The 19651-nt window shown below is 72.2% G+C and carries 23 protein-coding genes; 17 read left to right on the top strand and 6 right to left on the bottom strand.

The window, feature by feature from the left end:
* Positions 1–222: 222 nt before the first annotated feature.
* The 3 genes from ABD345_RS35400 to ABD345_RS35390 all read left to right on the top strand — a co-directional run bounded on the left by ABD345_RS35400 (position 223) and on the right by ABD345_RS35390 (position 2443).
* Entirely contained in the window at positions 223–585 is a 363-nt protein-coding gene (locus tag ABD345_RS35400) for an NUDIX domain-containing protein (RefSeq protein ID WP_344558345.1), read from the top strand.
* 112 nt (positions 586–697) lie between these two features.
* Entirely contained in the window at positions 698–1483 is a 786-nt protein-coding gene (locus ABD345_RS35395) for a hypothetical protein (RefSeq protein WP_344558344.1), read from the top strand.
* A gap of 477 nt (positions 1484–1960) precedes the next feature.
* Positions 1961–2443, top strand: coding sequence for a hypothetical protein (locus ABD345_RS35390; RefSeq protein ID WP_344558343.1), 483 nt, complete (start codon positions 1961–1963; stop codon positions 2441–2443).
* 172 nt (positions 2444–2615) lie between these two features.
* Here ABD345_RS35390 and ABD345_RS35385 read toward each other — a convergent pair whose 3' ends face one another.
* Entirely contained in the window at positions 2616–3011 is a 396-nt protein-coding gene (locus ABD345_RS35385; protein WP_344558342.1) for a hypothetical protein, read from the bottom strand.
* A gap of 62 nt (positions 3012–3073) precedes the next feature.
* Between ABD345_RS35385 and ABD345_RS35380 the strand changes: the two genes are divergently transcribed.
* Positions 3074–3882 (top strand): IS5 family transposase gene (locus ABD345_RS35380; protein WP_344558341.1). Its coding sequence is split into 2 segments (ribosomal slippage): positions 3074–3413 and positions 3413–3882, totalling 810 coding nucleotides; the frame shifts between segments, so codons are not numbered across the junction.
* A 111-nt stretch (positions 3883–3993) separates the two neighbouring features.
* On the opposite strand, the gene ABD345_RS35375 is transcribed toward ABD345_RS35380, so the two are convergent.
* The 4 genes from ABD345_RS35375 to ABD345_RS35360 all read right to left on the bottom strand — a co-directional run bounded on the left by ABD345_RS35375 (position 3994) and on the right by ABD345_RS35360 (position 8894).
* Positions 3994–4770, bottom strand: coding sequence for a hypothetical protein (locus ABD345_RS35375; protein ID WP_344558340.1), 777 nt, complete (start codon positions 4768–4770; stop codon positions 3994–3996).
* Between the two features lie 94 nt (positions 4771–4864).
* Positions 4865–7429, bottom strand: a complete 2565-nt coding sequence (locus tag ABD345_RS35370) for a site-specific integrase (protein WP_344558339.1) — start codon at positions 7427–7429, stop codon at positions 4865–4867.
* Entirely contained in the window at positions 7426–7782 is a 357-nt protein-coding gene (locus ABD345_RS35365) for a helix-turn-helix domain-containing protein (protein WP_344558338.1), read from the bottom strand. Before ABD345_RS35365 ends, ABD345_RS35370 begins: the two co-directional genes overlap by 4 nt.
* Positions 7779–8894 (bottom strand): tyrosine-type recombinase/integrase, encoded by a 1116-nt coding sequence (locus ABD345_RS35360; protein WP_344558337.1) that lies wholly within the window; start codon positions 8892–8894, stop codon positions 7779–7781. Before ABD345_RS35360 ends, ABD345_RS35365 begins: the two co-directional genes overlap by 4 nt.
* A 39-nt stretch (positions 8895–8933) precedes the next feature.
* Here ABD345_RS35360 and ABD345_RS35355 point away from each other — a divergent pair, with 39 nt between their 5' ends.
* From ABD345_RS35355 to ABD345_RS35315, 9 genes are all read left to right on the top strand, one after another.
* The gene (locus tag ABD345_RS35355) at positions 8934–9515 is read left to right on the top strand and encodes an AAA family ATPase (protein WP_344558335.1); all 582 of its coding nucleotides are present in this window, start codon (positions 8934–8936) and stop codon (positions 9513–9515) included.
* Between the two features lie 585 nt (positions 9516–10100).
* Positions 10101–10358 carry a hypothetical protein gene (locus tag ABD345_RS35350; protein ID WP_344558333.1) on the top strand — a complete coding sequence of 86 codons (258 nt, stop codon included), beginning with the start codon at positions 10101–10103 and terminating at the stop codon, positions 10356–10358.
* A gap of 137 nt (positions 10359–10495) precedes the next feature.
* Positions 10496–10762, top strand: a complete 267-nt coding sequence (locus tag ABD345_RS35345) for a hypothetical protein (protein WP_344558329.1) — start codon at positions 10496–10498, stop codon at positions 10760–10762.
* Positions 10759–10977, top strand: a complete 219-nt coding sequence (locus ABD345_RS35340) for a hypothetical protein (RefSeq protein ID WP_344558328.1) — start codon at positions 10759–10761, stop codon at positions 10975–10977. The genes ABD345_RS35345 and ABD345_RS35340 overlap by 4 nt, the downstream gene beginning before the upstream one ends.
* Positions 10974–11384 (top strand): hypothetical protein, encoded by a 411-nt coding sequence (locus ABD345_RS35335; RefSeq protein WP_344558326.1) that lies wholly within the window; start codon positions 10974–10976, stop codon positions 11382–11384. Before ABD345_RS35340 ends, ABD345_RS35335 begins: the two co-directional genes overlap by 4 nt.
* Positions 11384–12256, top strand: coding sequence for an Lsr2 family DNA-binding protein (locus tag ABD345_RS35330; RefSeq protein ID WP_344558324.1), 873 nt, complete (start codon positions 11384–11386; stop codon positions 12254–12256). The genes ABD345_RS35335 and ABD345_RS35330 overlap by 1 nt, the downstream gene beginning before the upstream one ends.
* 2 nt (positions 12257–12258) lie before the next feature.
* On the top strand, positions 12259–12786 hold the full coding sequence (locus ABD345_RS35325; protein ID WP_344558322.1) for a hypothetical protein: 528 nt from the start codon (positions 12259–12261) through the stop codon (positions 12784–12786).
* A 65-nt stretch (positions 12787–12851) separates the two neighbouring features.
* Positions 12852–13517: a GGDEF domain-containing protein gene (locus tag ABD345_RS35320; protein WP_344558321.1), complete on the top strand. Its 666-nt coding sequence runs from the start codon at positions 12852–12854 to the stop codon at positions 13515–13517.
* A gap of 144 nt (positions 13518–13661) precedes the next feature.
* Complete coding sequence (locus ABD345_RS35315; protein ID WP_344558320.1) at positions 13662–14171, top strand: hypothetical protein; 510 nt, start codon at positions 13662–13664, stop codon at positions 14169–14171.
* A 96-nt stretch (positions 14172–14267) separates the two neighbouring features.
* On the opposite strand, the gene ABD345_RS35310 is transcribed toward ABD345_RS35315, so the two are convergent.
* Positions 14268–15461, bottom strand: a complete 1194-nt coding sequence (locus ABD345_RS35310) for a hypothetical protein (protein ID WP_344558319.1) — start codon at positions 15459–15461, stop codon at positions 14268–14270.
* Here ABD345_RS35310 and ABD345_RS35305 point away from each other — a divergent pair.
* The 4 genes from ABD345_RS35305 (at position 15438) to ABD345_RS35290 (ending at position 19098) form a co-directional block, all read left to right on the top strand.
* Entirely contained in the window at positions 15438–15782 is a 345-nt protein-coding gene (locus tag ABD345_RS35305; protein ID WP_344558318.1) for a hypothetical protein, read from the top strand. The two genes, ABD345_RS35310 and ABD345_RS35305, sit on opposite strands and share 24 nt — an antisense overlap.
* A gap of 85 nt (positions 15783–15867) precedes the next feature.
* A complete protein-coding gene (locus ABD345_RS35300) occupies positions 15868–16416 on the top strand; it encodes a hypothetical protein (RefSeq protein ID WP_344558317.1) in 549 nt (182 codons plus the stop codon).
* Positions 16417–16738: 322 nt separating this feature from the next.
* The gene (locus tag ABD345_RS35295) at positions 16739–17893 is read left to right on the top strand and encodes a ParA family protein (protein WP_344558316.1); all 1155 of its coding nucleotides are present in this window, start codon (positions 16739–16741) and stop codon (positions 17891–17893) included.
* The gene (locus ABD345_RS35290) at positions 17890–19098 is read left to right on the top strand and encodes a ParB/RepB/Spo0J family partition protein (protein WP_344558315.1); all 1209 of its coding nucleotides are present in this window, start codon (positions 17890–17892) and stop codon (positions 19096–19098) included. Before ABD345_RS35295 ends, ABD345_RS35290 begins: the two co-directional genes overlap by 4 nt.
* Positions 19099–19651: the final 553 nt, after the last annotated feature.

Genomic DNA, 19651 nt, shown 5'->3' with positions numbered 1-19651 from the left:
GCCGTGACGCTGCCCACCACCACGTCCCGCCCGCCGCGCCGACCAGGCCCGGCGCGCGGGGCGCCGTGGTGCGCGGCGCGGCCGCCCGGCCGGACCCGACTACCTTCCAGAGAGCGAGCCCATGACCGACACCACCACCGACGAGACCACCGAGTCCGACCACAAGAAGGCCGAGACGATCCGCTACACCGCGGACGTCGTCGCGGTGCGGCCCGACGCCGCGTGCTGCTGATCGAGCGCGGCTGGCCGCCCTACGCCGGGCTGCTGGCCCTCCCGGGCGGGCACGTCGACACGGGCGAGAGGGCGCTGGCCGCCGCGGTGCGCGAACTGCGGGAGGAGACCGGCGTCCTGGTCGACCCGGTCGACCTGGTCCTCCTCGGCGTCTACGACGACCCCGGGCGCGACCCGCGCGGCCGCTATGTCGGAGCCGCCTACCTCGCCCGCGTCCCCGCCGGCACCGAGGCCCACGCGGGGGACGACGCCGCATCCGTCCACTGGGTCCCGCTCGACGCGCTGCCCGAGCAGCTCGCCTTCGACCACCACCTGGTCCTCGCCGACGCCCGCCGGATCCTCTCCAGGCACTGACGCTGCCCACCACCGCGCCCCGCCCGCCGCGCCCACCAGGTGCGGCGGGCGGGCGCCGTGGTGCGCGGCGCGGCCGCCCGGCCGAACCCGACACCGCAGGAGGAGCCCCATCGTGAACACCGCGAAGAAGCCCAAGCCCGCCCCCGTCCACTACCTGGTCACCGGAGTGGACGGGATCATCCCGCGCAGCGCCGAGGCCGGGTTCCCGACCGACATCGCCGCCGCACTCGGCACCACGATCGACCACCCCAACCCGGGCCGGCGCTGGTACGACGACACTGCCTTCTCCTACTTCCGCACCGTCTCCGCGCCCGCCGAGGTCCTCGACGACGCCCCGGGCCTGGCGGCGTGGCGGCTGTGGGAGGTCCAGCCGCTCGGCACCACCGGCAACTGGAACGAGAACGGCCGCCGGGACGACCGGTGGCGACTGTACGCGCACCAACTGCAGGTCGTCCGCGAGGTCGACGCGCACCTGGCCCTGGGCCCGCGCGGCCGCCAGGTTCGGGACCTGCTCGACCAGGAGTTGCCCGGCCTCGCCCGCCGGTGGGCCGCCACCTACCAGGCCGACCCGGCCCGCGTCGACAACGCCCACCGCACCTGGCGGCTGTGCACCTTCGTCGAGCCCGCCGCAGCCCGCGGCGACGACGCGCACACCCACGCGGCCTACCACAGCCGCAACACGCGCCGCACCGCCGCGCTCCTGCGCGCGGAGCACCTCGCCATCAAGGCCGCCCTCGCCGCGACCGAGGAGGAGTTCGGCCGCTCCGCCGCCCACTACGCCGCGATGCGCGCCGAGTCCCTGGCCGACGCCGTCCTCATGGAGGACCGCCTGAGCGAGTACGTCCTGAACTCGCTGCGCGGCCTCTACCTCGAGCAGTTCACCCCCGCCGGCGTCTGACCCGCCCCTCAGATCCGCACCGCGTCCGCCCGTCGCGCCGCCCAGGTCCGGCGGGCGGACGCGGCCGCCCGGCCGGGCCAGACACCCCCGCAACGGAAGGACATCCCGATGAGTCAGAGCGACAGCACCCCGAACGGCACCTACCGAGTCAGCCTGCTCGACCTGGAGCCCCTGGCCGCCCGATGGGCCGCCCGGCGCGAGGGCCGCCCCCCTGCCGCCCCTGGACCAGGCCACCCGCCAACTGCTGATCCGCCTCCACACCGGGGCCGCCGCCCACGGCGCCATCCTCAACCCCGAAGCCGCCCAGCTCGCCCAGGCCGAAGCCGACCAGCTGCGCGCCGGACTGGACTGACCGCCGTCCCGGGCCCCGACGCTGCCCACCACGACGCCCGCTCGCCGCACCCGCCAGGTGCGGTCGGCGGGCGCCGTGGTGCGCGGCGCGGCCGCCCGGCCGAACCCCCGCCTCCTGGAGGACCCGTGAAGACCGACACCACCGCTGCCCGCTTCGCCGCCGCCTACGCCCTGCTTCGCGCTGGGGCGGACGTCGGCGACCACCTCGTTCAAAGCGACCACTGCGCCCGCACCAAGGGCGCCACCGACCAGGTGCCGGCGATCGGCGACGACGGCACCGTCCACGGCACCGCGGCCGGCCGCCGCGCCTGCGCCCTGCACTGCCTGACCTACACCGCCACGCAGGCCGGAGCCCTCCTGATCGGGGCCCGGGCGCTGGGCCTGCGGCTGCGCCCCGGCCAGGTCGCCGCGGCCCTCGCGATCTCCGGCCTCACCCACTACGCCATCGACCGCCGCGTCCCGGGCGGTCTGCTGCAGCGGTTCGCCGACGCCACCGGCAAGGGCAACTTCTTCCGCCTCGCCGACCACGGCATCAACGGCGCGGCCCGCATGGATGGAGCCGTCCACCACGCCTTCGAGACGGTCGCCGCCGCCGTCCTGGCCCGCTGACGACCGCTCACCAGCCCGTGGAAGGAAAAACCATGCACCACACCGCGCCAGCCCTCGCCCCGGTCGACCCTGCTGGTAAGCCGGGCTATTCCAATGTGCTGAGTGCGGCCCAGGCATCGTCCGGCCAGTCCCTCAACAGGACGAGACGAACCGTCACCGTTTACTGATCGTTTCAGAATGAGGCGTCGGAGGATCCTTCGTCGTCGAGCCGCTGGAGAACCTGTGTGAAGTCGCCGTCGTCGAGGAGGCCGACCAGCACCTGGGTCATGCTGTCGATGCCGGGATCCCGAACGATGAGGCCATCGGAGCACCAGAAGTAGCGGCCGCCCAGTGCCTCGCCGGTGCGCGACCACCGCTCCATGATTCGCTCGACCTCGGCAAGCGTGAACACGGTCGCGCTCCAGCGTGAGCCGTCCGCCGTCAGCCGGACCTCGACGTCGACGTTGCAGACGCTGTCCAGAGGTTCGCCCGCGTTGGGCAGGAACGACGCCTCGAACCGATCCGTTCGGACGCGGTACCAGGGCCCGTCCCATCCCTGCGCTGCGGCTTCGCTCCCGGTGTTGGTCATTCGGGGAGTATGTCGAGCGGACTCGAAGGGCTCAACCAGGTTCTCTGGCATGCTTCCGCATCGTGACCGCGAACCTTGTCCCCGACGAGCTGTGGGATCGGATAGCCCCGCTGCTGCCGGCACGGCCTGCGCGACGGCACCGCCATCCCGGGCGGCTCCCAGTGCCCGACCGGGTCGCGCTGGCCGGCATCGTCTACGTCCTTCGCAAGGGCGTCGCCTGGCGTGACGTACCGAGTCAGGTCGTTGGTTGCTCCGGTGTGACGGCCTGGCGCAGGCTGCGGGACTGGACCGAGGCGGGCGTCTGGCCCCGCCTGCATGCCGCACTGTTGACCGACCTGCGCCGAGCCGACCTGCTGGACCTGGACGACTGCGCCGTGGACGGCTCGCACATCCGGACCCTCAAAGGGGGGATCACGTGGGCCCCTCGCCCGTCGACCGCGCCAGGCCCGGCTCCAAGCATCACCTGATCGTCGACCGCCACGGTACCCCGCTGGCCGTCACGCTCACCGGAGGCAACAGACACGACGTCACCCAGCTCCTACCGCTGCTGGACGCGGTCCCACCGATCCGAGGCCTGCGAGGGCGCCCCCGCCGCAAACCCCGACGCCTGTACGCCGACCGGGGCTACGACTTCGACAAGTACCGGCGTCAGCTGTGGAAGCGTGGCATCAAGCCCATGATCGCCCGACGCGGCGTCGCTCACGGCTCCGGACTTGGCAAAGTGCGCTGGGTCGTGGAGCGTGCGTTTGCCTGGCTGCATCAGTTCAAGCGCCTGCGCATCCGCTACGAGCGCCGGGCGGACCTTCACCAGGGGCTGCTCGAACTCGCATGCTCGATCATCTGCCTGCGACGACTCTCGCGATCATTCTGAAACGATCAGTTAGACGCTCCCCGCCGGTGCTGGAGGTTGAAGCAGTCTTCGGACATGGTCGGTCCTTGGTGCTGTTGTTCCTGCGCGATCACGCCCTACCAGGCGTTTTCATCAACAGTGACAGGACACGTCCAGCACCACGCACTCCGGGTCGAGAGTATCCAGGTAGGCGTTGGCATCATCCAGATAACCGTCAGCCCTTTTGTCGATCCAACTTCCGTCGAGCCGCAGCAAGGCGTAGCCGGGTACTGCATTGGCGCGAGCCAGGGCGAGGTTGTCGGTACGGTTCTCGGTGAACCAGAACGGCCAGGCAGTCGGATTGTCGCCCCCGGCTACCCATGCGTCGTGCCGTTCCCCCGCGAGCCGCTCGTGCGCAGCGCGCAGCGTGTCGAAGTCCAGTAGCCCGCGCGGGCCGCCGTCGCAGCGGTTTGGCAGGCCGATCAAAAGGTCGCGGTCCTGAGGGATCTCGCCGTAGTCGTAAAAGGCCAGCAGCGGGTTCCCCGCTGCGTCAGGCCGGTGCATCAGGCGTGGGCCCCCGAGGCGCAGTCTCAGGCCGTCCCACTCGCCTTGCGGGTTGTAGGTGGCGAGGTAGTAGCCGTGTTCGGCTTCGTCGACATACATATAGCCGTCGTCGCCAGGGGCCCGCTCGACCTGAGCGTTCATCAGAGTGGCGATCTCATTCCAGCCGAGGTCCTCACGGTTCGGCAGGATGCCGCGCTCCTTGTTCGCCTGCACCCAGTCCACGCTGTTCGGATCTGCCGCCTCGTAGTCCCGGTACTCGGGTACTTCGAGTTCGCTGTAGTACGGCATCAGGGCCGCGGTCGCGGCCTCGCGGTACCGCTCGGGCGGCATCGGCGGCAAGACGACAAGCATGTCGTACGTCGACATCGGACTTTCCTTTACGTTCGTTGACCCACCACATCCTGTCGAACTGAGGTGCGCCGATGCACCCGGGTTTCAGGCGGGCCGGGCAAGGAGCTGATCATCCGTCTTGGCTTTGCTTCCTGACTTCGCCGAAGGATCTCGCTGCCCGGGTGGCGCGGCGGGAGACCTCTGCTGCGTAGCTTGGACGGGTGTTCCCTGCTTCCTGGGACCAGCCAGTGGCGGTACGGATGCTGATCCCGAGGAGGTCGCTCAGTACGGAGGCGGGCAGTTCGGCGGCCAACTCCAGCAGCGCGGTGGAGCGTCCGGCACGGGTCTTGATGCCCAGCTCGTACAGCCGCGCGGCCTGGCGCTGGGCGCTGATGGGGCGCCCGGCACGCACACCGGGGAACAGCCAGCGGTGGTCGTCGGTATGTCCGAGCGCCCCGTAGCCGCGGCGGGTGCGGACCAGTTCGCGGACCAGGCCGGCCAGAGGGTCGGGGACTTCCAGCGGCCTGGCGCCCAGGGAGAGGTGGACGGTTCTGCCGTCGTCGTGGACGTGCTCGGTGGTCAGGTGGGTGATCCTGCTGACGGACTGGCCGTAGAGCAGGACCAGGCAGCCGGCCACGCGGTCGCCGGTCGCCAACGCGGTGTCGTGCAGCAGGCGCCTGCTGATGCTCCACCGCAGGTGCGCGTCGGCGAGCGCGCCCTGTCCGCGGCTGCTTCGGCGCCCGGGAACGGCCAGCGGACGGCAGTGGCCGCGGCGGGCGGACCAGATGAGGAAGTTGCGGACCAGGAGCCGACCGGGCTGGTCGGAGGTGAGCCACCGGTCGATGTCGGCCTGGGTGCAGGAGGCCAGGCTACTGCCGTGTTCGCGCAGCCAAGCCAGCAGGCGGATCGCGGCCCGGACGTCCCCCCGGGCAGTCTGGAACTGGCCGTACGTCAGCGGTCGGCGCCGGGAGCGGCGACGGAGCTTGTTCAGGTGGAACCAGGTCGCGAAGCTCCGGATGAGGGCCCGCTCGTCTGGGTCGCCGATGGCGGCGACGGTCTCGGGCAGCCACCGCTCGAAGGCGGCCAAGTGCTCGTCGCGGCGCGGCAGGACGCCGTGGGCGCTCAACGCGGCGCGCAGGTGGCTGACGGCCTTGAGCGGCCGCATGGCGTCGAGCGCGGCGTGGGTGAGGGGTTCGGTGCTCTCGCACAAGCGCACCACCAGTTCCTGGCTGCTGGGGTGCCTGAGCCACAGCAGGAACGAGGACGGCGGGCCGGCGAGCAGTGCTGCGGCGATCGGCTCGTGGCGCGGGTGGACCTGTCCGTCCGGGCCCGCGAGCAGGGTGCGCAGTTGGTGTTGGGCGGCGCAGGCGGGGCACAGGCCGTGGTGGTGGAGGCGCTCCAGGCTCCCGCACGCGGTGCAGTGGCGGAAGGAGATCGGGTCCTTGGGGTAGCAGATCTTGCACAGTGCCCGGCCGTCGGTGGTGCGGGCGTAGACCGGGCGGACGGTGCTGCAGGCCGAGCACAGCTCGCGTCGGCGGCTGCAGTTGCTGCACAGTGGTCCGCCGTCGGCGGCGCGGGCGTGGACGATCCGGTGGCGGCCGCAGTTCGAGCAGGCGGTGCGGTTGTTCGACCGGGTGCAGTTCGCGCAGCGCGGGGCGTCGGTGTCGGCGTAGTGGCAGGGCTTGCTCACCCGGCACAGGGAGCACACCGCGACAGGGGGCCGCTGGCACCGTCCGCACACAGGACGGCCGGTCGCATCCCGGTAGGTCAGGGCGACACGTCCGCACCGGGTGCACGGTTCGTGGTTGACCGGGTCGCGACGCGCGCACGGGGCGCACAGGGGCTCGCCGTCGGGGGTGCGGGTCATCACCGGCGAGGAGGTCCCGCAGGAGGAACACGGCTGGTGTCGGGGCTGCTCGTAGCAGCGGCGGCAGCAGCGCGCGCCGTCGCGGCCGAACCTCAGTGAAACGATGCGCCGACAGAAGGGGCAGGCCGGGACGGTGACGTTGCGCGCGCCCCGCCCGGCCAGGGCGGTGATCAGGGCGACCATGCGGGGCGAGCCGTGGGCGCCCTGCCCGCTCAGAAGGTCCGGACGGCCGGTCAGTTCCCTGAGGACGGCCTGCTGCTGGGCGGGGCGCGGCAGCACTTCGGTGACGACGGCGGCAAGCTCGTCCTCGTCCAGGCCGGTGCCGGCGCGCTCCAGGAGGCGGCGGACCGCGGCGTGCCCGTCCACTGGCTCCGGCCGGTGGCGTCCGCACCGGGGCCTGCCGTCCGGGTCGCGGCCCGCGACCTGGCGCACCCGGCCGCAGACCGCGCACGACTGCCGGCCCCGGTCGGCGGCCTTGTTGGCGCACGGCGAGCAGATGCGCCGCAGGCCGTCGACGCGATCCAGGACGTTCTGCCTGCCGCAGCCCGCGCAGCGGGGCAGCACGAGCCGGGTCGGGCCGTACGGCAGCAGTTCCCGCACCAGCAGTTCGATCAGCCGCGGCCCCTCGGGGCGGCCGGAGGTCAGCAGGGCGGGGTCGGCGGCCAGGGCCTGGGCGAGGCGGCGCCGCTTGGCCCGGGTGTCGGCGACCCGCTCCACGGCCGTGGCGACGACCGTAGCCAGCAGGGCGGGATCCGCGGTGGCGACAGCCTCCACGATCACCGCCTTCGGCTCCACCAGGAACCGCGGCACCGGCGCGGTCGCTGTCACTGCGGGCCGGGAGCGATGCGGGCCCGCTTGGGCCGAAACGCCCCTACGCCCGGCTCCGGCCGCTCCCCGCCCGCCTCGGGCGCCGCATCGGATGCCGTCCGGCGCCCGCGCGAAGCAGCGCCGCGCACCGGTTCGATGAGCTCCTCCATCCGGCAGCCCAGAATGTCCAGCAGCGCAATCAGCGTCTTCATGCTCAACCGCTCGGGCCTCTCCACCACCAGCCGGTAGGTCTGGCTCGGCGACAGGTCCACGCCCCGCTCGGCCAGCAACGGCCGCAGATCGGTCGTGGAGAACATCCCGCGCGCGGCCATCAACTCCCTCAGATGCCAGCGGTAGTCGAGCTTCGCACTCATTTCGTCTCCTCCTCGGCCGCGAAGGCGCGCTCCAGCGCCCTGCGCATCATCGTGTTCGTGAAGTCGGTGCTGACACCGGTGTAGATCGCGGTCGTGGAGGCGAAGCGGTGCCCGACCTGCTCCTGCACGAACTTCGGATCCACCCCGTCCTCGATCAGGTGCGTCACGTACGAGTGCCGCAGGCAGTGCGGCACGAGCTCCCTGTCCATGCCCAGCGCGTCGCGGTAGGCGGCGAACCGCTCCTCGATCTCCCTGGGCTGCAGCCGCCCGCCCCGCTCGGTCAGCCACACCGCCCGGTGCCCGGCGTGGTGGCGAAACCTGGGCCGGATGTTGACCAGGTAGTCCTCCAACGACTCCACCGCCCACGGCATCACGCTCGCCACCGTCCGGCGCCGCGGGCCCGAACCCCTGCTCGCCTTGCCGTACCGGACGTGCATGTTGCCGAAGCCTCCCAGCTCCGGCGCCTTCGGGTTCCGGTAGAAGTCCGTGACGTCCAGGCGCGACACCTCGCGGCAGCGCAGACCCCACCCGTAGATCGTCTTGAAGACCGTGGCGTCCCGGTAGGCCGTCAACGCGCCCTTCCTGCCCAGCCGCACCGCTGCCTCCACCCGGTCGTCGGCGTAGTCGAGCAGGGCCTGGACCTCCTCGCGGGTCATCGGCCGCCGGTCCGGATCGCCCTCGTAGTCCTCCAGGTGGACCGCGGTGTTCCACTCGTGGCACACCTGCACCGGATGCGTCCCGAACCGCACCTCGCACTCCTCCGCCCACGCGTAGTGGGGCGAGGTAACGAAGTCGCAGAACTGCCGCACCGCTCCCTGGTACGAGCGGATCGTCGACTTCGCCCTCCCGTGCTCGGCGATCAGCGAGGTACTCCACTCGTCCATGTGCGCGGCCGTCCACCGCCACGGGTACTCGCCGCTGAACACCGCGAACCGCCGCACGATGCGGTGCCGCTCCTTGATCGTGTCCGGCTCCAGCCGCCGGCCGCGCTGCTGGCGCTCCCAACCGCTCAGCATCGCGTCGAACACTGCGTCCTCGGGATGCAGCAGCGAGACGCCGTCGACCAGCTCCAGGCGCGCCGAACCCTCGGGCGTCTCGTCCTGCCGGACCACTCCGCCCCCCTTGCATCAGATGGAAGGATCATGCATCAAATGACTGACCGGCGCCATCCTGCCTGCTCAGAACCCCACAACCCCTGCACCATCGACTGCTACCGTGAGCCGCAGGCCAACACGCTGCACGGCATAGCTGCATGCATCCGATGCAACTCCCCGGCCTTCGGCGTCCTGGTCGTCATGGTCGGGGCGAGCGGCTCGGGGAAGTCCCACCTCCTGCGCCACCTGCCCGCCCACCAGATCGTCAGCCTGGACCGGCTGCGCGCCGTGGTCTCCGAGCCCGGCGACCAGGACGCCACCGCCGACGCCGTCCTGCTCCAGCACCAGATCCTCGGCATGCGCCTGCGCCGCGCCCGAACGACGGCGGTCGACAACACCTCGGTCGAGCAACTGCACCGCCTGCAGCTGGTGGAGCTGGCGCACCAACACGGCCGACGGTGCATCGCGGCGTGGGTGGACGCTCCGCTGCCCACCTGCCTGGCCCGCAACGCCGCCCGCCCGGACCACGAGCGCGTGCCCGAGGACGTCCTGCGCTGGCAGCACGCGATGGCCCGCTCCGCCCGCCTGACGCTGCCCGGCGAGGGCTTCGACGAGATCCGGCACCACCGCACCGCCTGACCGACACCCGCGACCACCGGAAGGAATCCCGATGAGCACCAGCACCACCTAGGCCACCGCCTGGCCCGAGGGCGTCCTCGCCCGGTACCTGACCGTCGGCGGTGCCCACGTCGACCTGACGACCCACCGGTTCCGGACCAACTACACCGCCCAGGGCCGCCCCTACGTCAGCGACCGCTGGCACGAGGTCGACGGCTTCACCTGGACCTGCCGGGGCTGCGACACCCGCGGCTCGGTGAACGCCTTCGGCGACCCGTACCTGCCGGGCGAGAGGCAGAAGGCCCACGAGGACGCGAACGGCCACGCCGCCGTCTGCCGCTCGATGCCCCGCCCCGGCCGCTGACGCACCGGAGTTCTCCGGGCCGTGACGCTGCCCGCCACTGCGCCCCGCCGTCGAGCCCTCCAAGGCCCGGCCGGCGGGGCGCATCGGCCGCCCGGGCCCGCGAAGCCGAGCAGCTGCTGCGCCGGGCCGCCGACCTCCTCGGCGAGTACGACGACGCCGACCTGGACGAGGACGGCTCGCCGTGCCCGGACGAGCCCCACCCCGGCGACTGCCCCGGCGGCTGCGGGGGCGACGGCGTCCTCATGGAGATCATGACCTGGGACGACCAGGGCGACGGCATCTACGTCCCGGTCCACCAGGAGCCCGTCGACTGCCCCGGCGACCAGGAACCCGAGCCCCACCCCGAGGACTGCGCCGACTGCGCGGGCAGCGGCTTCACCTTCGAGGGCGGCTACCGGCACCTGTGCCTGCGCAGTCGGCTCCCCGCACCGCACCCGCCGGTCGACGACCCGTGGGCCAGCGCCCCGGCGTACAGCGCCGGGGACACCCGCCCGTTCTGACGGCCTTTCACCACACCGCGGCCCGCCTGACGCATCAGGCGGGCCGCGGCCGTCCCGGGCACGGCCGCACCTGCCTGCACAGCCGACCGGCCGCCCCGGACCCCTCCGGCACCAAAGACCGCAAGGAGAACCCCAGTATGGCTACCGCCCTCCTGCCCCGCCCCGCCTCCCCCGCGCAGCGCCACCAGGCCGCCGCCGCGATCCGCGCCATCGGCCGCCTCGCCCCGCGTCCGGCCCGCGCCCGCTACGCCTGCGCCACCTGCTCGGTGGCCTGGTCCGGGCCCGAGGCCGACTGCTGGAACTGCAGCCTGCCCGCCACCCACTCCAGCAACGACGCCTCCCTGCTCCACCTGCTGCTCCTGAGCCCCGTCATCGCCGGCGCGCCGAAGGCCCGCGCCCGGTGACCGGCCGACAGCTCCCGGACGAACTGGACCGGCGCCTGGCCGCCGAACTCGTCCCCCAGTGCCCCGCCCCGCCCCGGCGCCGCACCCGCCCCGCCGGGCCGGCCGCCTCCCCGGCCCCGGACCCGCGCGCCGCCGAACACCGCGCCGAACTCCTCGCCGCCCTGCGCACCCCCCGCCCCCGCACCACCCCGAGCCCGAAGGAGACCGCAGCATGAGCACCGACCCCCACCGCCAGGCCGTGCCGCTCGACCTGATCCTCGGCCCCCACCTCGCCGCCACCGTCATCCGCCGCACCGCCGACGCCCTCCAGCGCGAGGACCTGCTGCCCGAGACGGTCGCGCTGCGCCTGGCGTGCGAGCGCGCCACCGACGGCGACCCGCTCGTCCTGGCCGCGCCCGGCCAGATCTGGGAGCTGCGCGCCGACGTCGACCCCGACGACGCCCCCGCCCGCCGCCTCGCCATCCACCTGCGCCTGACCAGCCCGCCGACCGTCTACGTCTCCGACCCGGACGACCCCGCCGGCGACGACGCCGCGATCGACGAACTGCTCCTTGAGGTCCTGGACCTCTACACCCTCGCCTCCTGGGACGAGCACTTCCTCGCCCCCGACCCGGTCGCCTGATGCCCACCGACACCGCCGACCCGGTCGCGGTGATGAAGGCCGCGCAGAGCCTCGCCCTCACCCCGACCTCGCACCGCCAGGACGCCGACGCCGCCACCCGCACCGCCCGCGCAACCCGCGACAAGGACGACCTGGTCCTGCTCCTGGACGCCCTCGGCCTGCCCGGCGACGAGCCCGAGATCACCCGGCTCCTGCCCCACCTCTCCACCCCCAAGGCCGGCACCCCCGGCCGCCTCGACCCCTTCGGAGGGAACACCGTGCCCAGCACCACCACCCCGGCCGACCGCCCCGAGCACGACGTCCTGGCGAACCTCGACCCGATGACCCGCGAAGTCGCCCTGTCCATGCGCGCCAAGGGCGACAGCCCGCTGAAGATCCTGGCCGCCACCGGCCTGGACGAGAACGACCTCCAGCACCTCATCGCCCAGCACCCCGACGCCGCCAAGCAGGCCTCGCCCTACGACACCGCCGTGGACGAGCTCCTCACCTGGGCCGACCAGCACCCGCAGGCGAAGGTCCGCCGCCTCGCCGAGCAGACCCGCGAGTCCCTGGACAAGCTCCTCGCCCAGCGCACCGGCGACCAGGCCATCGCGAAGCACGAGGCCGAGGTCGCCGCCCTCAAGGCCCGGCTGCAGCACGCCGAGCAAGCCCTGCGCGACGCCAAGGCCGGCAAGCCCACCACCACCGCCCGCACCGCCGACCCGACGGCCGGGGCCGACCTGGCGCAGCCCGCCGAGAAGGCCACCCGCAACGAGATCCGCGCCTGGGCCGCCCGCAACGGCCACACCGTCGCCGACCGCGGCGTCATCCCCCAGGCCGTCCTGCGCGCCTGGTACGACGCCCACCCCGACACGCTCGCCCAGGCCGGCTGACCATGGCCGCCCGCCCGAGCACCACGCCGGGCGACACCGCCGGTGCGGGCAGGACCACCCTGCTGCGCACCGGCGGCGGCGCCGGACCGGGCTGGGGCGCCTACGCCCTGCTCTACGCCACCCGGCCCGCAGACGGCGGACTCACCGAGGCGGTGATCGGCTACTGCGCGCCGGACGCCGACCTGCTCGACCCCGCGTGGGGCCTGCACGAACAGCGTCCCTACGGCCCGGCCGGAGCCGCCCGCCGACCGCTCGGCGAGTACGCGGCCGCGGCCAACCCGCCCCGGGGCCGGGGCGAGTCCCCCGGTGCCTACGCCCAGCGCCTCGCGCTGTTCCTGCTGCGGATCGCCGCCGCGAGCCGCCTCGTCCCCTCCCCGCGCATCACCGACCTGCCCTGGGCGTCCTGGACGCTGGCCACCGACCAGCACGTCCACCTCACCCCCGACCCGGACCACCCCGGCCGGGGCTGGGCCAGCCAGCACCAGGTCCGCGTCGGGCGCCTCCTCACCCTTAAGCCCAAGCAGCCCTGAACCAGACGGCGGCCCCGCCCGGGGCCGCCGTTCCCGCCGCGTCCCCGGAAGGGAGCAGCACCGCCATGAACACCGCCACCGCCCTGATCGCCCGCGCCGAGGCCAGCCTCGACCGCTACCAGCACGCCCCGGGCCACGAGAACACCGACGCCGCCCGCTCCCTGCACCGCGACCTGCTCGCCCTCCTTCCCGCCGCCCGGACGCTGCTCGCCGAACGCGACGACCTCGCCCGCCGCCTGGAGGCCGCCCGCCGCGACCCGCTCACCGGCCTGCCCGCCCGCGCCGCCTTCACCGCCGCCGCGGAGCAACTGCTCGCCACCGCGGCCGCCCCGGCCGTGCTGATGGTGGACCTGGTCGACTTCAAGGCCGTCAACGACACCCACGGCCACGAGACCGGAGACGCGGTCCTCGCTGCTGCCGGCCGCCGCCTGGCCGACTGGGCCGGGACGGGCGCCGTCGTCGGCCGACTCGGCGGCGACGAGTTCGCCGCCGCCCTCGACACCGACCCCGATGTCCTGCCCGAGCGGCTCGCCGCCCTCCGCCAGCTCCTGGAGCAGCACGTCGACCACCACGGCCACCGGCTCGCCGTCGGCGCGTCCATCGGAGCCGCGACCCTCACCGACCACCCCGCCCGTGACCTCTCCGCCCTTCTCCACGCCGCCGACCTCGCCATGTACGCCGACAAAGGCCGCGGCCGCCGCGGCCGCCGCCAGCACATCCGTGCCGCCTGACCCAGGAAGGACCACCCCGATGCCCCGTCCGACCATGCCCGTCACCGGCATCCACGCCGACGGCACCCCCTGCACCCACCTCGTCACCCCCGAGGCCGCCAAGCACCTGCGCCAGCACGCCCACTGACACCAGGAGGACCCACCGTGCCTGCTCCCGCCGGCTTCACCACCGCCTACGGCGTCACCATCTCGGCCTGCGACGAGGACTTCGAGGCCTACGTCGCCCTCGGCCACCACGACCCGAGCCGAATGACCGCCGCCGCCAACCACGTGCTGCGCGCCGAGTCCGCCGAGCGCTACCGCCCCATCGTCGGCGAGCTGCCGCGCATCGACCACACCTTCGCCGTCATCACCGAGCGCCAGGCCGACGAGGACGGCGAAGGCGGCGGCTGGACCCTCGACTTCACCGGCCCGGACACGGCCAGCACCCAGCCGGTCACCCTCCTCACCGTCACCGGCCTGGGCGACTTCGAGCTGCTGGCCACCCCGAGCCACTGCCCCAACTGCGCCCGCCTGACCAACACCGCCCACTACATGCGCACCGAGATGCAGAAGCTCGGCGCGCCCGGACTGCTTGGCCACGACTGCCGTACCTGCGGCACCATCTGGCCCGCCACCAGCCGCAACAACCAGCACCGGCCCTCGGCCTGCTGAGCTGCAACACCTAGCGACAAGGGCCCGTCTCCGGCTTAGCGCCGGGACGGGCCCTTTTGCGTTTCAGGGGTAAGAATTTCTTACCTCCCGGCTCGGCTACTCGACCACCTCGGCGTCGACGGGAATCAGCCGCCGCGCGGCGGCGATCCGGGTCTTCACCCGGTCGACCTCCGCTTCAATGCTGTCCAGGTACGTGCCGAGCGCGACCGGGTCGACGTCTGCGGCCGTCTTCACCGCACCCGGAGCGAGCGGCTTGTAGGCCCGCTCACGCAGCCAGTCAGCGGCCTTGCTCAGTGCCAGCAGCTGCGCGGGCACCGCCGTGTCGTCTGCCGCGGGGGAGCCGGAGTCCGAGTCCGTGCTCTTCTGCTGGGCCGGGATGGACTTCTTGTCGAGCGGCTCGGCGGCCGCTTCGCTGAGCATCGCCGCGGTGGGCCGCTCCCGGCCGGCCGCGGCCGCCTTCTTCCGAGCCGCTTCCACAACCGCCTCGGCGCGCTCGACGCCGGACTTGGCGACCACCTCGGCGACGACCTTGCGCGCGGACGCCTGGGTGAGCTGCTCACGGAGTTCGGGCTTGAGCTGCGAAACGGCCCTGATCCGCTCGGCGTCCTTCAGCAGCTCGAAGATGTACTTCTCCGCGACCTCCAGGACACCGGCCGCCCACTGGGCGAAGTTGTCGGCTCCGGCCTCCTTGTGGAGCTCACGCTCCCTGGCGACCTCCAGCAGCACGCCCTTGGTGAGGACGACGTAGTCCTCGGCGGCCGCACCGAAACGGCTGATCTCCCGCAGGCGCTCGGTGACGAGCGTCAGCTGCTCCTGCCGTGAGCCCGAGATGTCCGCAGCGGTCAGCAACTGGCCGCTGGCGAACACCGACGCGATGTTCCCCGTCCACTTCGCCACGACGCCGCTCGCTGTCGCCGAGGCCTGCTGCTCCTGGCCGGAGGAGGCGGCCCGATTCCGCCGGCCGCCGAGAGCCGAGCCGAGTCCGGCCGCGCGGTCACTGCCAGTGGCCTGACCGGACGGCGCGATGCCCTCGCCCTCGCCGCGGCCGCGGTCGCCGCCGTCACCACCGAACAGGTCACCACCCAGATCCGCCGCCCCCTGCGCGACCGCCTCGGCCTGACCCCCGCCCCCTACTCCTACCGCCTCCAGACCGAACCCGCCCCGGCGCCCACCACCGAGCAGCTCGCCGACGACGTCGCCGCTGACGCCGCCCACCGCGCCGCGACCCAGGCTCACAGCCTCGACAACAGCGGCGGAAGCCTCACCATGGCGGACAACTGGATCGGCCACCCGGACGGCTCCGCGACGTGCGACCTGTCCGACGGCGCGCACCTGCTGTGCGTCCCCTCCCCCGCCGGAGCCGACGGCCACACCACCCGCAACTTCCTGCTGGTGTGCGACGGCGAGCAGCCGGTGCAGGTGCGCAGCATCGGCGAGGTGGTCGCGCTCCTCGCCCAGAGCATCGAGGACCTCCCCGCCGCCGAGAACAGCGACCCGTGGGCGCAGATCGGCGAGGAGCTCGGCATCGAGGAGCTGGTGCCCGCCGCCGGGGCCGACGAGGAGAACGACCGGGACCAGGAGGCCGAGGTCCACGCCGACGGCAGCCTGTAGTCCGGCCGCCTCACGACTCCATCCCCTCCGCTCGGCCGGCCCGCACACCGCGGGCCGGCCAACCCCGTTGAAGGAGACGTCCGAGATGACTGCCAGCCCCACCGTCACCCCGGCCGCCCGGCGCGGCCTGTTCACCGCCGACCCCGCCCAGCGACTGCGCCCCGGCACGGCGACCCGCGAATGGGAACTGTGGCTTGCCGGCCCCGACAGCACCCTGCTGGAGATGCCCGACCTCGCCACCGCCCTGATGGCCGCCGCCGAGTACAACGCCATGACCATCGACCGCGACGAAGACCACCCGCCCCAGCCCGCCCACCACGCCGTGGTCCTGAACTACGGCCACGCCTGGCGGCGCGAGGGCGCGGCCCGCTCCGGCGCGGGCATCGCCGTTCCGTCGCTGTGCTGGACCGCCCGGTGCAGCATCTGCGGCGACCTGGTCGAGGACGAGTTCATCCCCCACCACGACAACGCCGAGGCGGCCTCCGCCGACGCGGTCGGCAGCCGCGGCTGGGGCGAACTGCCCACCGGCCGCCTCGTGTGCGAGCGGGACGACCAGGAGCACGAGGAGGCCCGCGCCGACGCCCGCACCGAGGACAGGCCCGAGCCGGACGAAGACCAGTTCGCCCTGCTGTAGGGCGCGCCACCGACGAGACACCCCAGAGGCCCTGCAGTCGCGCACCTGCGCGGGTGCAGGGCCTCTTTGTGTTTCAGGGCGAAGCGCTTGAATCTTCGCCCTACCGCAACGACCCAGATCCGTTTCCGCCCCCTGCCGCCGACGGATCGTGGATCAAGCCATGGCGCGGCGCTGCCAGCCAGAACAGTGAACTGTGTCTGTTTTGTCTCTTGGTGTTGTCCGCGGACAACACCAAGAGACAAAACAGACACAGCATCATAGACCACCCATAGGTGGTGAGTCGGTGACGTGACAAGCTCTCGCAGGTTAGTAAACTCCCCGCATGAGTACCGAGACTTCGGCGGACAATCGCGACAAGGTGGTTACCAAACTGCCTGCCGCGCTGCGCCGCGAACTGAAGATCCGCGCCGCGACCGTCGGGGTTGACATCCAGGACGCAGTCACCGCTGGTGTCAGCGCGTGGTTGGAGACCACCGGGCCGTTCCAGCCGATCGACACCTCCGCCAGCACCTCCTTCTCCACCTACGTCCCCTCCGACCTGTACAAGACCTTCCGCATCGCCTGCTCCCAGCGCGAAGTCCCCTACAACCAGGGGCTCGCCCAGGCGATCCGACTCTGGCTCGACGCCAACCCGCGCCGCCAGCCGGTCCGACTCCCCACCGGCCCGCAGCGCATTGTCGTCGCTAACCAGAAGGGAGGCGTCGGCAAGACCGCCATCTCCAACGGCACCGCCCAGGCTCTTGCCGAATCCGGCTACCGCGTACTGATCGTCGACTTCGACCCGCAGAGCCACCTCACGCTCCAACTCGGCATCAGCCCCCTGCCCATCAAGGGCGACAGCCTCGCCAAGAACATGACCGGCGAACGCTCCAGCGACCTGCGCGAGCTACTTGTCGAGGTCCCCGGCGAAGCCTTCGAAGGACGCCTATTCGTCCTTCCCGCCTGCACCGACGCCTTCCTCCTCGACGCCAAGCTCGTCACCTCCCGCGACGTCCGCGTCAAGGAAACCGCCCTCGAGAAGGCACTGGCCGTCGTCGAGCGCGAATTCGACGTCATCATCGTCGACTGCCCGCCCAGCCTCGGCTACGCCATGGACAACGCCCTCTACTACGCCCGCACCCGCGACGGCGAGCCCAAGGGACGGTCCGGCCTGATCATCCCCGTCCAGGCCGAGGATTCCTCCGCCGACGCCTACATCATGCTGCGCGAGCAGATCGAATCCCTCTGCGACGACCTCGACATCGACATCCACGACTTCGGCTTCGTCGTCAACCTCTACGACTCCCGCAAGGGCTTCGTCGCCACCTCCGCCCTCAAGGAGTGGCAGGCCATAGAGGAACCCGCCGTCATCGCGGTCGTCAACGACCTCAAGGACCAGCGCGAGGCAGTCCGCGTCAAGAAGCCCCTGCTCTCCCACGCGCCCGACAGCGAACAGGCTGACGTCATGCGCGAGATCGCCCGGAGGATCACCGCATGACCCGCGCAGCAGACCGACTCGGCGGCGCGAGCAGCTTCGGCGCCGTTCGGCCCCGCAGTGAACGAGGACGCGCCAAGGCCGTTGCCGAGGGATCCATCCCCGACTACGAACTCCAGCGCCTGCCCCTCGGCAAGGTCCGCCCCAGCCTCGTCAACCCGCGCCGCTACTTCGGCACCGACGAGGAACAGGAAGCTCTCGGCCACAGTCTCGCCCGCAAGCAGACCACCGCCTGCGTCGCCGTCACCAAAGACGCCTATCTGGCTCTGTGGCCCGAACACGAAGCCGACATCGACAACGCCGAGTGGATCATCCTCAACGGCGAACGCCGCTACCGCTCCGCACTGCGCGTCAAGATCGAGCACCTCGACTTCGTCATCCGCGACGACCTCGCCACTACTTGCGCCGACTTCATCGACTACCTGATGCTCGAGAACGACGAGCGCCAGGACTTCAACGTCATCGAACGCGCCCAGGGCCTCGCCGACCTCCTGCGCGCCTGCGACGGCAACGCCGCCGAGGTCGCCCGCCGCCGCGGCAAGGACCGTTCTTGGGTCGGCAACCAAATCGCTCTCCTCACCCTGCCTTCCGAACTCCAGGACATGCTGGTAGCCGGCACTCTCGCCGAGCGCTACGCCCGCAGGCTTGCCCGCGCGCTCAAGGACACTCCTTCCCTCAGGGTCGAGGACCTCCTCGCGATGGCGGAGGGGCTCAAGACAGAGGAGAAGGACCGGCGTCGGCAGGCCAAGGACCTCCTGGAAGCAGCCAAGACCCCCGCGCTGCCCCCGGACAGTACCCCTTCCCCCCGAACCCCGGCCCAGTCCGAGGACCGCAGCATCAAGGCACCGGAGCAGCACCCCTCCGCCGCAGCACCGGTGCCGGGCACAGGGTCGCAGGCCGACAAGGAGTTCCCCGCACCGTCGGGGATGTTGTCCGCGGACAACATCCCCGAGCAGCGCATCGTCGAGGCTCCAGCCGAAGAGAACCCGGGAGGCGAGCTGCTCCCCAGGTCGGGCGCGGGTCCGGTGTTGTCCGCGGACAACACGGCCGTGGTGCAGACTGCGGTGAAGACGACACCGGCTCCCCTGGCCGCTGATCTCGTCCGTGCGCTGGGTCCGACCCCCGAGGAACAGGCCGCCACCCTCAGGGAGGGCCTGAACGACGAAGACTTCGCAGCTCTCATCGAGGCCCTCTACGCGCGGGTCTGACGCGCGACACGACGATGTTGTCCGCCCGCCGGGCGGCCTCCGCCGGGTTGAAGCGTTCACGGAGGTCCGACCGTTGTTGTCCGCGGACAACAACAATGCCCCCAGAGCACTGTTCAGATCGGAAGTGGAAACCGACCAGCGACTGGCGCACCCGGGGCCTGCCTCGGGTCGGGTCGCAGCGTCGGTCGGCTTCTGCAGTCCGGCCCGCACCCGCATGTCGACACAGCGCCTGTCTCGTCGCCGCGGAACCTGTGGAGTTCGAGCGCATCATCGACCGGGAGCGCCCGGGGGACTCCAGGGGCGCGCCGGTGCTGAGCCCCCTCGGGCTCAGCACCGGCGCTCGGAGCCATGGAGAGCGCGTCCTGGCAGCCGATACTTCAGGTGCTCGCTGCGGATCGTCCTCCGTGTGCGATCTCGCTCACCAGATCGAAGTCCGCCTCGTTCGACAGGAGTAGAGCCTTGGCATCTCGGATGCTTCGATAGTCGCGCTCTCGTGGCGGGTCCGCGATGGCTTTCAAGTAGGCGAGCAGCGGGTCGACGACGTGCGGGGAGA

It is taken from the genome of Kitasatospora saccharophila, from assembly GCF_039529925.1.
GTDB classification, from domain to species: Bacteria; Actinomycetota; Actinomycetes; order Streptomycetales; family Streptomycetaceae; genus Kitasatospora; species Kitasatospora saccharophila.
The sequence above is the reverse complement of the archived record's forward strand: the minus strand, read 5'-3'. Positions and strand labels throughout refer to the sequence as shown.

Bases quoted from the DNA above. Each gene is read 5' to 3' on its own strand.
- ABD345_RS35385 (WP_344558342.1), bottom strand. From the start codon at position 3,011: ATGACCAACACCGGGAGCGAAGCCGCAGCGCAGGGATGGGACGGGCCC.
- ABD345_RS35375 (WP_344558340.1), bottom strand. From the start codon at position 4,770: ATGTCGACGTACGACATGCTTGTCGTCTTGCCGCCGATGCCGCCCGAG.
- ABD345_RS35365 (WP_344558338.1), bottom strand. From the start codon at position 7,782: ATGAGTGCGAAGCTCGACTACCGCTGGCATCTGAGGGAGTTGATGGCC.
- ABD345_RS35355 (WP_344558335.1), top strand. From the start codon at position 8,934: ATGACTGACCGGCGCCATCCTGCCTGCTCAGAACCCCACAACCCCTGC.
- ABD345_RS35350 (WP_344558333.1), top strand. From the start codon at position 10,101: ATGGAGATCATGACCTGGGACGACCAGGGCGACGGCATCTACGTCCCG.
- ABD345_RS35345 (WP_344558329.1), top strand. From the start codon at position 10,496: ATGGCTACCGCCCTCCTGCCCCGCCCCGCCTCCCCCGCGCAGCGCCAC.
- ABD345_RS35335 (WP_344558326.1), top strand. From the start codon at position 10,974: ATGAGCACCGACCCCCACCGCCAGGCCGTGCCGCTCGACCTGATCCTC.
- ABD345_RS35330 (WP_344558324.1), top strand. From the start codon at position 11,384: ATGCCCACCGACACCGCCGACCCGGTCGCGGTGATGAAGGCCGCGCAG.
- ABD345_RS35325 (WP_344558322.1), top strand. From the start codon at position 12,259: ATGGCCGCCCGCCCGAGCACCACGCCGGGCGACACCGCCGGTGCGGGC.
- ABD345_RS35320 (WP_344558321.1), top strand. From the start codon at position 12,852: ATGAACACCGCCACCGCCCTGATCGCCCGCGCCGAGGCCAGCCTCGAC.
- ABD345_RS35305 (WP_344558318.1), top strand. From the start codon at position 15,438: ATGGCGGACAACTGGATCGGCCACCCGGACGGCTCCGCGACGTGCGAC.
- ABD345_RS35300 (WP_344558317.1), top strand. From the start codon at position 15,868: ATGACTGCCAGCCCCACCGTCACCCCGGCCGCCCGGCGCGGCCTGTTC.
- ABD345_RS35295 (WP_344558316.1), top strand. From the start codon at position 16,739: ATGAGTACCGAGACTTCGGCGGACAATCGCGACAAGGTGGTTACCAAA.
- ABD345_RS35290 (WP_344558315.1), top strand. From the start codon at position 17,890: ATGACCCGCGCAGCAGACCGACTCGGCGGCGCGAGCAGCTTCGGCGCC.